The following is a 12470-nucleotide window of genomic DNA, read 5'->3' on the forward strand; positions in this document are numbered from 1 at the left end:
CAGAATAACTTTCAACTTTTGCCAGTGTTGATCTGTCAGCATGGTACGAGGCATAGCGAATAGTAAAATTGGGTTTGGCGATTTGATTTTACTACTTCGCTATTTTTTTAAACTAAAAGTGTCAACACACCCTAGTCTTTTTTCAGATTTTCATTAATCAGGAATTCAACCAAGGCTTTTTGCGCGTGCAAACGATTTTCTGCTTCATCCCAAACTACAGCATTTTTATGGTCAAGCAGATTTTCTGAAATCTCTTCGCCACGATGCGCAGGCAAGCAGTGCATAAACAAGCAATCCGGATGTGCAAGATCCATCAGGCGTTCATTCACCTGATAATCTGCAAAGGCTTTTTCACGGATCTTCTGCTCTTCTTCCTGCCCCATGCTTGCCCAAACATCAGTCACGATCAGGTCAGCATTCACCGCTGCATCTTCAGCAGAAGGAACCAGTTCCACACAATGCGCGAATTCAGACAGGAATTTTTCTTGTGGCTCATAGCCTTTTGGCGCTGCAATTTTCAGATTAAAGCCCCACATATGTGCAGCTTCAATATAAGAGTTACACATATTGTTGCCATCACCAATCCAGGCAACAGTTTTACCTTCAATTGAGCCACGTTGCTCTACATAAGTCTGCATGTCAGCAAGTAGCTGGCAAGGATGGTGGTCATCTGTTAAAGCATTAATCACTGGAACTTTTGAATAAGATGCAAAACGCTCCACGATATCATGGCCGAAAGTGCGGATCATCACGATATCCAGCATGCTTGAAATCACACGTGCAGAATCTTCAATCGGTTCACCACGACCTAACTGGGTATCGCGTGAAGACAGGAAAATCGCGCTACCACCAAATTGGCTCATGCCAGCTTCAAACGAAACACGCGTACGGGTACTCGATTTCTCAAAAATCATGCCCATCACTTTACCAACAAATGGTTGGAACACTTCATTGTTATGCTGTTTGCGCTTAAGCTCAATTGCGCGTTGCAAAATCTGGTTAAGTTCTAAAGTTGATAAATCGCGTAAGGTGAGAAAGTGACGGAGAGCCATTCGTTACTCCACAATAATTGCCGAAAAACTCGATCAACAATCAGTTGTTGGTTAGTTTAAGAAAAAATACGGAATCGGCTAATATACTATAAGCAATGAAAAATGCAAAAAAACTAGACTTTTTGATGACCGTCTAAAAAGCGATCCACACAATAACTGATGTATTTGTCGATTTCCTGATCATCTTCCTGTACCGGAATTCCCATCAGAATACGCCATTCCAGATTGCGCAAAATACCAAAATACAGCTGCGCCGAATATTGTGGATTTTTGCAATGCAATAAACCTTGCGCATCTGCCTGTTCTAAAGCCGTGGCAATGGCACTTTGCACATGCACCGGGCCTCGCTCATGAATATGTTGACCAAGTTCCGGATTGCGCTGACTTTGTTCCAGCACCAGACGCATAAAGGCCGAATTTTCAGGTTGCATGATCTGGTGATAAAAATTAAGCAACGTGTGTACTAAATAACTACGAAAATCCAGTGCCATCAGTTCGATCGGAATACTGATATCTTCAAAAAACTTGATACGACGATAATCGCAGATGGCTTTAAACAAGCCCTCTTTATTGCCAAAGTACTTATAAATAGAGGCTTTAGAGCCACCGGCATGCTGGACGATATCATCCAGAGACACAGCATCATAACCCCGTTCCAGAAATAGCTCGGTTGCACTGATCAGCAGCGCAATACAACGCTCATGACCACGTTTGGTCTGTGGCAGATCTTTGGCGAGCGGTTCTAGGGCGAGGTCTTGCATAGGAGATAGTACATCAACATGTCAATAGAGATTGAAACGCCATCATAGCAAATATATGCACATATTTCATAATTGCGCCAGATAAGTGCGCTATTTGCTAATTAGGTAAAGCAAAACTTAAAAATTTGACTAAAGTTTTAGAGTATTTGTTCTATCAGGTTATGGAATGAGCAAGCCAAATGAGTATACTCGAATTTCAATAATTATAGCCAAGACTGTGGAAAAGGAAGATGACAGAACAAATGTCTGCAGGTTTAAGATTTAGACAAGCGCTTGAAGTCGAGAAACCATTGCAAATTATGGGCACGGTAAATGCCTATGCTGCCATGATGGCCAAACAGGTCGGTTATAAAGCCATTTATTTATCAGGTGCGGGTGTCGCGAATTATTCTTATGGTTTGCCTGATCTGGGCATGACCAGCCTAGATAATGTTCTTGAAGATGTACGCCGGATCACTGAGCGTGTGGATACACCTTTACTGGTCGATATCGATACCGGTTGGGGCGGTGCATTAAATATTGCCCGCACGATCAAACAGATGACTGCTGCAGGAGCCGCTGCGGTTCATATTGAAGATCAGGTTGCACAGAAGCGCTGTGGTCATCGTCCAAATAAAGAAATCGTATCGCAGCAGGAAATGGTCGATCGTATCAAAGCGGCTGTAGATGCGAAAACCGATTCAAACTTTGTGGTAATGGCGCGTACCGATGCGCTGCAAAAAGAAGGCCTGCAAGCCGTGATTGACCGTGCTTCTGCCTGTGTTGAAGCGGGCGCAGATGCGATCTTTGCTGAAGCGATGACCGATATCACCATGTACCGTACAGTGTGTGATGCGGTCGGTGTTCCAGTCTTGGCAAATATTACCGAATTTGGTGATACACCCTATTATACGGTAGATGAACTGGGTGAGCAGGGTATTGGCATGGTGCTGTATCCATTGTCAGCGACACGTGCAATGCAAAAAGCTGCACTTGAAGTGATGCGTTCGGTGCGCGAACATGGTACTCAGGTAAATGTGCTGGATATCATGCAACAACGAAAAGAACTCTACGAATTTTTAGATTATCACAGCTTCGAAGACACATTAGATAAACTGTTTAAACAGGAGAATTAAAAAAATGGCTGAAGGAAAAGTACTCACTGGCGCAGGATTGCGCGGACAAGTGGCAGGTAAAACCTCACTTTCAACAGTAGGCAAAAGTGGCGCAGGCCTGACCTATCGCGGTTATGACGTACAGGATCTGGCTGAACATTGCCAGTTTGAAGAAGTCGCTTACCTGATTTTCTTCGGAGAATTGCCGACATCAGAGCAATTGGCAGCCTATAAAGCCAAACTGAAATCCTTGCGCACTTTACCTCAGGCATTAAAAGAGGTCCTTGAGCGTATTCCTGCCGACTCGCATCCAATGGATGTGATGCGTACAGGCGTTTCTATGCTGGGCAATCTTGAAACTGAGCTGTCGTTTGAACATCAACAGGATATCGCAGACCGTATTTTGGCAACTTTGCCGACAATCATTTGTTACTGGTATCGTTATAGCCATGACGGCGTGCGTATTGAAGAAAATACTGACGATGATTCAATCGGTGCACAGTTCCTGCATTTACTACATGGTGAAAAGCCAAACGAATTACATGAACAGGTGATGAATGTTTCCTTGATTCTGTATGCAGAGCATGAATTTAACGCTTCAACTTTTACCGCTCGTGTGTGTGCATCAACGCTGTCAGATATGCATTCCTGTATTACCGGTGCAATCGGTTCCTTGCGTGGCCCTTTACATGGTGGTGCTAACGAAGCTGCGATGGACATGATTGAAAACTGGAAATCACCAGAAGAAGCTGAGCGTGAAATGCTGGGCATGCTGGAACGTAAAGAAAAAATCATGGGCTTCGGTCATGCGATCTATAAGGACAATGATCCGCGTAATGGCATTATCAAAGTCTGGTCTGAGCGTTTGGCCAAAGATGTCGGTGATACGGTACTGTATCCAGTCTCTGTACGCTGTGAAGAAGTCATGTGGCGTGAGAAGAAATTATTCTGTAATGCGGATTTCTTCCATGCATCTGCCTATCATTTCATGGGCATTCCAACTAAGCTGTTTACCCCGATCTTTGTCATGTCGCGTGTGACAGGCTGGGCAGCGCATGTGATGGAACAGCGTGCAGACAACCGTATTATCCGTCCAAGCGCGGACTATACCGGTCCTGAACTGCGTAAAGTAGTGCCAATCGCTGAACGTTCTACCGCAGCTTAATCTGTTTCTGTAGTAAAAATAAAAAATAAGGTCTCAATTGAGACCTTATTTTTTTTAGTGAATTCTGTTATCGACTTAACAGTGCCGGATCTTCAATGCTATAACCTGTTTCAAAAGGAATACCCAGATACTTTACTATTACCAGGGTTTTATTCTGTTTCGGAACTTTATAGGCCTGGCTAATTTTCAAGCCTTGCTGATAACTGACTGCTTGCTGAACCGGACTTTTTTGTAAGCTGGATTTTACTTGATATTGATAGGTCCATTTTGGCACTTTTTCCTGAGGATCATGCCAGGCAGGCGCGCTACCTTTCGTTGTCTTTAACACCTTAAGCTGTGGCTTTGATTTTTGAATTGGATTTAATGGAACTAAACGTTTTTTGATTTTGGCAATGTCCTGATCAAACTTGCGACTGTCTTGATCATAATCGATGCGCTTGGTTTTAGGATTGATATATAAGGAATTGACCTGAACCAGTTGATTTGGTTTTTGGGATTTAAAATTATAATAATACAGTTGAGGCAAGCGTCCACGACCATCAAGATAATGACGCATGATATAAAGCTTCTGTTCTTTGACTTCATAGCCTAGAACTTCAATATTTTGTGGGCCGCCTACAGTAGCGAAAGCCAGACTGGGCAAGCTCAGAGGGAGCAGAAGCAGTGCGGTTTTAATATTCATGGTCATTCCACCCTCAAAAAATAGATTGGCATTTGATCATGCCAATCTATCTTAAAATACGGTAGAAATAATGAAGCTTATTCAGGCTACATAGTAACTTTGAAAGCTTAGCTGTTATTCAATAGATTGATCATGTCATGTGCAACCACAGCTGACAGTTTATTAAGGCGTTCAAGTGGCGAGCCTTTGAGATAATACTGGAACTGATGGATTTGCGTGCCATCATTAATGGCCACAAAAAAAGTCCCTTCCGGTTTCTCTGGTGTCGCGCTACCACCTGGTTTAAGCAATCCTGTACAGGCAATAATCCAGTCAGCATCACGGAACATTTTTTTACCTGCTTCCGCCAGAGCAACCGTTACCGGCATAGATTCCGCAGTATGACTATTGATCAGATTCTTGGAAATGCCCAATACTGAAGTCTTGACACTTACATCGTAGCAGATCAAACCACCAATCAGAATTTCGGCACCTTCTCCTTTACAAATGGAGAACTGGCTACTGAGATATCCAGAACTTGCGCTTTCGATAAAGGCAATTTTTATGTTTTTCTCTTCGAGTAAGCCGCAACAGGTTTTTATCATAGTCTCTATATTTTCTTTGTGGGAGTGATTTTAGATCAATCTAGACAGATTTTTTTCTGTCGATCAACTCCAAGTATATTTATATTTATATTTATATTTATATTTTTATGAAAGTTAAAATTTTTTTCATAGATCAGTGTAATTTCATGTTGACCTGATCGCAAAATCTGAGTGGTTAAAGTTTGGGCTATTTTCAAAAATAGAGGTTTCTTCTCAGGCGGAACAGTGGTAAAAATAAAAATAAAGTGCTTAGTGAAAGTAGGGTGTTGGAATGAAAACCACAGTAAAATATGTAGTCTTAAAAAGTCTTGACTATCAATTGGGTACACCATTATTTCAGGAAGAAATTGACGCTGATGGTCAATATTTTGATCAGATACCAAGCACGATTTCTTATCAGAATTTGCAGTTCAAAGTGAAAAGCAAAGAGCTTAAACGTTTGTATCTGGCCGAAGAGCAGGAAGATACTCAAACGATTATCGTCAAAGTAGTCAATATCTAATAAAAACTGAATAGAATAAGCCTCTTTTAAAGAGGCTTATTCATTATAAATAGATTAATAAATATAATTACAAACAATGATTTGACCTAAGTTAATACCAGATTAATAGCTAAAAATATTTAACTTAAAGTCAAGATAAATTCGAAACAGCTTAAGTGTTATTGGTGAGGTCATGTTAAGTATCGTATTTCCTTACAATTAAGAATATTCAAAAAAATTGGATTTTTAATATTTTGTTTAATCTTTTAAAAATATAGAAGATTTAGATTGATTTTTATATATTAATAGATATCAATAATATAGGTATTAATTGGTTCTATTTGATAACGATTTTTAAATTTTATTAAAAATTTCATATATATGAAATAGGACTTAAGTTATTCCTTTTATTGGATAATAAATTTTTGACCTATATAATCTTTCATTATGTTTCTGTTGCATTATATCAGGTAATTTATGTTGCGCATTAATCTCCACTTCAAGTACTTATCTTACTATTTTTTACATTGAATTAATCTGTAACAGGTTAAAGGTTGGCGAAATCTAAAAAATGCGTAGAGTGGATATTAAGTCGAAACCTATCGGCTTTTAATTTAAAGCAAATAGTAAGGAATACCACCATGGCTAATAATCAACAGCAAGACCAACAGAAACAGCAGCAACAACAGCAACAGCAAAATCAACAACGCAATCAAGATCAGCAGCGTCAACAAAACAACCAGCAAAACCCAAATCAGCAACAAAATAACCAGCAGCAGCAACAACAGCAGCCGCAGCGCAATCAGCAACAAAACCAGCAAGGCCAACAGCAACAACAGCCACAGCAAAACAGTAACCAACAGCAACAAGATCAGTGAAAACCGCAGTGTTAATTCTGTTTAAGACTTACGCTCTTCATAAAAAAACCGCCTGAATCAGGCGGTTTTTTATATTTCATTGCACGATTAGACTAAGTATTTATTAACACTGAATATTGGCTTTTAGCTTGTAGAAATTCAAGGCATTGTCTAGGTCTGTGAGCAACTCTTTTTCTGTATATTCCTTGGGTGCAAGTTTTAGCAGAGCAGGCATGTAGTTATTTTTATATTCTTTAGGATATTGTTCACACAGGATGCGTGTTCTTTCTTCCAGACTAATTGTTGAAGAGTCGAGTTTGTCCAGATAAGCACTCAGTTGATTATCTGACTGTTCAAACTGCGCTTTAATATTTGCAGCAGCCTCGGCTGAATTCTCTGCTTGCTGTTTTTGGCAGCCGCTTATTGCCAGAATCATCAATAAAGTAATTAGTATGCGATTTTTCATGCTGCCAAAATATTGTTATTGCTCATATGAAAAATTATAGAGAGAAATGACTAAAAAGAAAGCAGGGATCTATAAACTTTATGAGACATTGAACATTCATAACATCCGATATTGACTGAAATAAGGAATTTTCTCCTACAAATCTGAATTAACCTATTCTCATTTATAGGTTTAGCAATTCTTCTTAGGTTTTGGTTGTTTAATCGTCTTATTTGTTCATTAAAAAGATTTTTGGATAAATTACAGTCATTTAATTAACAAAAGTAATGGTTTTTTCATATTTTGAAACATTGCATCTATATATCCTACACAGATTGGCTGCATGGCTAGTGATATCTTGGCGTCATTCTAAGAACTTAATGAAAATAATTAAAAATCAGCACATTATAAGGCCTGTTTAATTTAGGAGAGTTAAACAGGCTTTTTCTTTTCCGTCTTAAATCTGGTTTTTTCTTTGCTGATTGTATTTTTTGCTCATTCTCTTTCACATAAGTTTTCATACACAACATAAAGCCTGAAAATTCCCTCAGGAGAGATACATGAATAGATGTTATTTATATATCTCTTTTCACGAAAAGACAGGACAAAGCTATGATGAGATGTATATGCGCATTTGGCATGGGCGTGATGGTCGGCTGTTGTTTTAAATCTTGCAAAGAGAAAATGTGTCAGATGATGAGCAGCAAGCATTGTAAAAGTGATCATTGTAAAAAGGATCAGACGACTCAAGCTGAAGAGCCTGTACGAACTTAGCCCCAAAAGCTTCAATTTTACTTAAAGGCTAAACAGAGCTGAGTACTGAAGTTGTTCTAGATCGCTGATCCAATCATTTTATATTGAATCATTCTATATTTAAAGCAATAGAGCTTGATCCTAGATTGAGCTTTTTACACTTAGGAGAAAAACATGATGCAATTTATATTTTGTTTATTTGGTCTTCATGGTGCGACTGAAATTAACTACACGTGTGACCATGATGAGGTCAAACAGTGTCGTGATTGCTTGAAAAATATTGAATAATGTGCCAAATCATCAGACATCTTAATGAAGATCAATCCCCGTTCAATCATCAGTTGGCGGGGTTTTTCTTTACTGATGAAATTTTTGGATCTAAACATAATTTCTCACAAGGAATACTTTATAAAAGAATCATTTCAATAGGATTACGTTTTGATAAATTCTTAGCTGCTTAGAACTGGAATACCATAAAATTTATGCGTGTGATCACCCATGCTCGAATTCTTGAAGCAATTCAAAAGAGGCCACAGGCTGAAACTGCATTAGCTGGTGGGGATTGACTGATTAAGGCCAAGCATCCTAAAGGTTTTGCTGAGATGAAAAGACTTTTTCCGGCAGTGGGTAAGGTTAGAAAATTTCATGTATTTGATATCGGCGCGCACGCGAATTCATATTCTCTGCTGTACCGTCTACGATCAGGCTGAATAGCTTATTTGCTCAGATGGACTTCAGGAATTATGTAATGTAAAAGAGCACTTGAAGGAAAGTTTGTTTCTTTAGAAAACTGAATGTACAACATAAATAACATTGATGTTTAGCAGCAGATGTCATATTTATCTCTTAATAGATATATGAAGGAGATACATATGACAAATAAGCCAGAGCAAGAATCAAATCCGCATAAAGAATCAAATGATGACAAGGGTAATCAGGCATCTTATAAGCATGTCAAACCAGAGAAGAAACCCAATGCAGAACCGGAAAATCCATTGAGAGAGCAAAAATAGCTTTTTCACATGGACGAAGCCCTAACTTGGTTTAGGGCTTTTTAATTTCCCGATAAACGTTGATCTCTAGGCTTTGCAATAAACTCATCTTTCATTTCAAAGAAAAATTCATGGGCTTGTTCATGATCGCAGTGCAACCAGTCATGTCGTGATTCTTCCGGAATTACAATAATCGAGCGTTTTTCGTCATTCGGGTCATGAAACTGTTTCATAAAGGGATGTTGATCTGAATTTATGGTTAGCATCGAAAATGATCTGATCTTCTCACCATCAATGTGTGCGTCATCATAAATCGCCGCAACGGTAAAAGGATTGCCATCTTCACGTGAAATACCAAACCAGTGCGGTTTACCCTCTATATATTTAGGTTCATAGAATGTATCGACCGGTACTAAAGCAAACTGGTTGTTTTTCCAGGCATGTCGAAAACTTGGTTTGGATGCTACTGTTTCTGTCCGTGCATTATAAGTATGCCGGCCATATTTTAGTTCTTTCGCCCAGGTTGGAATCAGTCCGAAACGTGCGATATCCAGCTCATACTCGTCAGCACCACGCATAATGATTGGTGCGGGTGCTAAAGGATAAATATGCGTTTTCATGCCCAGTTCGAGTTGCTCTTCATGAATATCTAATAAGGAAAGACGTTTTTTTGAGGGGAATTCATAGTTCGAGCACATAAATAACCTCTTTCATTCTAATTATTGTCTGCTAAAGAACTAAGGTATAAAAATGATGGGCTCAAAACAATTCGAAAGCGTAAGTGTAGTTTTAACACAAAGTAAGAATACGGATTAACATTAGTTTATCTTCATATTTATAGAATAGTATTCCTTTAAAGGACTATTCTATAAATATGAAGATTAAAATATTTGCGTTTTTAATGATTAAATGCAAAAGCTCACCAAGTTATTTTGTAGGGCAGGTGCTCAAAGCTTTTCCTTGTCCAACTGAATTGATAAAGTTTCCAATCAGAAATTCGCTCTGTCTTAAGGAATCACGATGATCTCCATTTTTGACGAGATGGAAGACGATAGATTTTTGCTTTGTACATACCTGCTGGTAGTAAGCATAAGTACCACGATAATCGACCAGTTGATCTTTCTCACCTTGTACCAGCAGAACTGGCACAGTCGGTTTCATATTCTCAATAGACTGTTCTTTTAAATAATTTGTCAAAGGTGCCAGATTTACATTTGATTTAAAGACAGTCTTAGGTGCTTGTTTTAGGTCCGACTGTAATTCTGACAAACAGCGACTCCGTGCATGATTAAGAATTTCTCCCATTTCTGGGCTAACTAAATTTGCTGGAGCAAGCATCGGGTCTGCAGCTTCTGCTCCTAAAAGTACAATTGGAAAAAATGCGGCGACATCAGTCGTGATTTGCGAATTGCTGGCAACATATTCAGCGATTCCTTCATATTGATAACCGCCTGGCGCCAGTGCAATTGCCCCGCGAAGATCAAATTCAGGCGCATCTTTTTGACCGGACGCTGCAACTTTAAGAGATGCTGCACCTCCTTGACTATGACCCATAACATACCAATTTTTACTAAAGTTATAAGGCTTTAAATGGTGGATCGCTCGTACAGCATCAACGACAGTATGCAACTGGCTTCGCGCATTCATATAAGGATGACCGCCCGGAGTGCCTAAACCTTGATAATCAGGTGCAACAACTGCATAGCCGCGAGCGAGCCAGGCATTCAATGCCTTAGCAGCGATTTGCTGATAGACATGGACTGGCCCACCCACATAATCGCCAGAGGGTACACATGTATCAGCAACGCCAGTTGTACCATGCGCCCAAGCCAGAACAGGCCATCCATCTTTAGGGACTTTGCCTTTAGGTAACAAGATATAGCCTGAAGTGACGATGGGCTCGGATTTTGTGCCACGACTGCGATAATTGATTAAGAAACGTTGTGAGGCATTCGTAAACAGATCGGTATTTTGTTCTTGTATAGATAATATTGTACCCGGTATTTTTTCCGAAATATGAGATGCTTGGATTTTACTGTTATCGGGAAGTGGAGGAGGAGAGGCCATTATATATGTTGAGCCTAAACATAAACAGCTCATGATCAATTGAATAATAGGAGATTTAATTTTCATCACTGAACCATTTTCCTTTTTATAATGTCATTTTTAATGTAGCAGCTTTATTTATGTTTCTAAATTAACTCTGCACAAAGTTTGTAAACTAAAGCTTTTAAGTTAAGGCGAATGAGCAGTACAACTGGTTATTTTAGTCTAGCTGATAGCTTCATATAAGCACTTATATTTTAATGTGCTTCTGATCTGTGAGTAGAATTCATATCATGTCTAACTTTACTAATACGATCATAAATCACTTTTCGCATTCGGTTTATTACTCCCAGAGGTTTGTGCTCCGGTAGTGTATGCCATGGTGTAAAAGAGAGATTTTCACAAAACTTGTTTTGTTCAGGTGTATCAAAAACTTGCTGAGGAATGCGGATAGTTGCGACCTTATAGAAAGGCGCCTCACTTTCTTGCCATTCAGTCATGGAATCTTCGACTGACATGGTGTTTGATGTTCTAGGCTGTATCAGAAACTCCATACATGCTTCACTTTTTTGCAAATGTTTGCGCAATTTTTCTCTTAGAAAATTATGATGCGGAGCATGTGGAAGAGGATCTGTCACTGTCGAACATGCTTGAGCTGAATACTTTATAGCTTGACGATCAGTGCCTATTCCTAATTGATAGGGCACCATAGACCAATATCTAGTTTGCAAAGGATTAGAAATTTTATTTCTCGTATTTAAGGCAATCCAGGTTCCTTTAGCTCCTAATGCAAAAGGAATATGGAGCTTATTGAAAAATCTATCGCTATTTATATCTTGCATAAATGACATATATCGGACTGGATCATTCACAAAAAAGACAGGATGATTGATCATAATGAAATCTTGAGTAGAGGTTTCATCATCTAAAAGCTTTTCTCCCGGTACTCCCAAAAGTTTTATCGCCATGCCACGGGCATCTTTTTTAATATCTGCTTGTTGGGCATTTTTAGACCCATTAGAGAAACGAATCCAGGCTTGATATGTTTTTCCCGGAAGAAAAACACCTTGAGCCAAGTTTTTGGGAAGAGCTTCATCTACTTTGAATTCTGCGCGTACGCAACCGTGTGCTTTGGGATGGGCATCACGTAGCGCGATACCTGTGGAATACTCTTTCCGAATAGATATCTCAATTATATCTGCGATTTTTTTAGCTATGGCTGCTTCATCAGCATAAAGACTTTCACTTAAATGATGATCTATATTGGGATGAATATTATCTTTTGAAGAGTTAGAGGTTATAGGGAAAGCATTAGCATATGCAGTACTACAAATACTTATTGCCATTAGAGAAGGGAAAACTAGACCCGAGCATAGAGGTCTTATAAAGTTAGACATTAATTTTCTCCTTGCTATAAAGCTAGAGTTAGTTTTAATTTTTTAGCCTAGGCGAATTCAAACATGAGGTGCGACAGTTTGAAAAGTCTTATGATAATCAACAAGCTGAGCAAATTTCTCTAATGGTGTAAGCCAATCTAACGCTTTTCTAGGACGAGTAT

General features: G+C 39.1%; 13 protein-coding genes. 5 read left to right on the forward strand and 8 right to left on the reverse strand.

The annotated features are described in order from the left end of the window. Positions 1-131: 131 nt before the first annotated feature. Positions 132-1052, reverse strand: coding sequence for an ornithine carbamoyltransferase (gene argF, locus WFH18_RS14695; protein WP_004280178.1), 921 nt, complete (start codon positions 1050-1052; stop codon positions 132-134). Between the two features lie 113 nt (positions 1053-1165). Beyond that, entirely contained in the window at positions 1166-1813 is a 648-nt protein-coding gene (locus tag WFH18_RS14700) for a TetR/AcrR family transcriptional regulator (protein WP_121980353.1), read from the reverse strand. A gap of 230 nt (positions 1814-2043) precedes the next feature. Here WFH18_RS14700 and prpB point away from each other — a divergent pair, with 230 nt between their 5' ends. Both prpB and prpC read left to right on the forward strand, forming a co-directional pair. Next, positions 2044-2928, forward strand: coding sequence for a methylisocitrate lyase (gene prpB, locus WFH18_RS14705; protein WP_005100829.1), 885 nt, complete (start codon positions 2044-2046; stop codon positions 2926-2928). A gap of 4 nt (positions 2929-2932) precedes the next feature. Then, positions 2933-4072 (forward strand): bifunctional 2-methylcitrate synthase/citrate synthase, encoded by a 1140-nt coding sequence (gene prpC / locus WFH18_RS14710; protein WP_005100827.1) that lies wholly within the window; start codon positions 2933-2935, stop codon positions 4070-4072. Positions 4073-4139: 67 nt separating this feature from the next. Here prpC and WFH18_RS14715 read toward each other — a convergent pair whose 3' ends face one another. Further along, positions 4140-4760, reverse strand: coding sequence for a hypothetical protein (locus tag WFH18_RS14715; protein WP_005100825.1), 621 nt, complete (start codon positions 4758-4760; stop codon positions 4140-4142). Positions 4761-4861: 101 nt separating this feature from the next. Further along, positions 4862-5338: a CinA family protein gene (locus WFH18_RS14720; RefSeq protein WP_004280184.1), complete on the reverse strand. Its 477-nt coding sequence runs from the start codon at positions 5336-5338 to the stop codon at positions 4862-4864. Between the two features lie 271 nt (positions 5339-5609). Here WFH18_RS14720 and WFH18_RS14725 point away from each other — a divergent pair, with 271 nt between their 5' ends. Together WFH18_RS14725 and WFH18_RS14730 are read left to right on the forward strand one after the other, a co-directional pair. Then, entirely contained in the window at positions 5610-5840 is a 231-nt protein-coding gene (locus WFH18_RS14725) for a hypothetical protein (protein ID WP_004646792.1), read from the forward strand. Positions 5841-6460: 620 nt separating this feature from the next. After that, complete coding sequence (locus WFH18_RS14730; RefSeq protein WP_005263031.1) at positions 6461-6697, forward strand: hypothetical protein; 237 nt, start codon at positions 6461-6463, stop codon at positions 6695-6697. Positions 6698-6800: 103 nt separating this feature from the next. Here the strand turns inward: WFH18_RS14730 and WFH18_RS14735 are convergent, their stop codons facing one another. Next, positions 6801-7142 carry a hypothetical protein gene (locus tag WFH18_RS14735; RefSeq protein WP_005263030.1) on the reverse strand — a complete coding sequence of 114 codons (342 nt, stop codon included), beginning with the start codon at positions 7140-7142 and terminating at the stop codon, positions 6801-6803. Between the two features lie 1604 nt (positions 7143-8746). On the opposite strand from WFH18_RS14735, the gene WFH18_RS14740 reads away from it, so the two are divergent. Continuing rightward, positions 8747-8887 carry a hypothetical protein gene (locus WFH18_RS14740; protein ID WP_005107128.1) on the forward strand — a complete coding sequence of 47 codons (141 nt, stop codon included), beginning with the start codon at positions 8747-8749 and terminating at the stop codon, positions 8885-8887. 41 nt (positions 8888-8928) lie between these two features. Here the strand turns inward: WFH18_RS14740 and WFH18_RS14745 are convergent, their stop codons facing one another. The 3 genes from WFH18_RS14745 to WFH18_RS14755 all read right to left on the reverse strand — a co-directional run bounded on the left by WFH18_RS14745 (position 8929) and on the right by WFH18_RS14755 (position 12309). Then, complete coding sequence (locus WFH18_RS14745; RefSeq protein ID WP_086044868.1) at positions 8929-9564, reverse strand: SOS response-associated peptidase; 636 nt, start codon at positions 9562-9564, stop codon at positions 8929-8931. 229 nt (positions 9565-9793) lie between these two features. Beyond that, positions 9794-10999, reverse strand: coding sequence for an alpha/beta fold hydrolase (locus WFH18_RS14750; RefSeq protein ID WP_121980342.1), 1206 nt, complete (start codon positions 10997-10999; stop codon positions 9794-9796). A gap of 170 nt (positions 11000-11169) precedes the next feature. Beyond that, complete coding sequence (locus WFH18_RS14755; RefSeq protein WP_086044867.1) at positions 11170-12309, reverse strand: catalase family protein; 1140 nt, start codon at positions 12307-12309, stop codon at positions 11170-11172. Positions 12310-12470 lie beyond the last annotated feature (161 nt).

Origin of the sequence: Acinetobacter sp. USHLN143 (assembly GCF_037145695.1) — a bacterium.
GTDB classification, from domain to species: domain Bacteria; phylum Pseudomonadota; class Gammaproteobacteria; order Pseudomonadales; family Moraxellaceae; genus Acinetobacter; species Acinetobacter fasciculus.

Coding starts and splice junctions, on each gene's coding strand:
- argF (WP_004280178.1), bottom strand. CDS start 1,052: ATGGCTCTCCGTCACTTTCTCACCTTACGCGATTTATCAACTTTAGAA.
- WFH18_RS14700 (WP_121980353.1), bottom strand. CDS start 1,813: ATGCAAGACCTCGCCCTAGAACCGCTCGCCAAAGATCTGCCACAGACC.
- prpB (WP_005100829.1), top strand. CDS start 2,044: ATGACAGAACAAATGTCTGCAGGTTTAAGATTTAGACAAGCGCTTGAA.
- prpC (WP_005100827.1), top strand. CDS start 2,933: ATGGCTGAAGGAAAAGTACTCACTGGCGCAGGATTGCGCGGACAAGTG.
- WFH18_RS14715 (WP_005100825.1), bottom strand. CDS start 4,760: ATGACCATGAATATTAAAACCGCACTGCTTCTGCTCCCTCTGAGCTTG.
- WFH18_RS14720 (WP_004280184.1), bottom strand. CDS start 5,338: ATGATAAAAACCTGTTGCGGCTTACTCGAAGAGAAAAACATAAAAATT.
- WFH18_RS14725 (WP_004646792.1), top strand. CDS start 5,610: ATGAAAACCACAGTAAAATATGTAGTCTTAAAAAGTCTTGACTATCAA.
- WFH18_RS14730 (WP_005263031.1), top strand. CDS start 6,461: ATGGCTAATAATCAACAGCAAGACCAACAGAAACAGCAGCAACAACAG.
- WFH18_RS14735 (WP_005263030.1), bottom strand. CDS start 7,142: ATGAAAAATCGCATACTAATTACTTTATTGATGATTCTGGCAATAAGC.
- WFH18_RS14740 (WP_005107128.1), top strand. CDS start 8,747: ATGACAAATAAGCCAGAGCAAGAATCAAATCCGCATAAAGAATCAAAT.
- WFH18_RS14745 (WP_086044868.1), bottom strand. CDS start 9,564: ATGTGCTCGAACTATGAATTCCCCTCAAAAAAACGTCTTTCCTTATTA.
- WFH18_RS14750 (WP_121980342.1), bottom strand. CDS start 10,999: ATGAAAATTAAATCTCCTATTATTCAATTGATCATGAGCTGTTTATGT.
- WFH18_RS14755 (WP_086044867.1), bottom strand. CDS start 12,309: ATGTCTAACTTTATAAGACCTCTATGCTCGGGTCTAGTTTTCCCTTCT.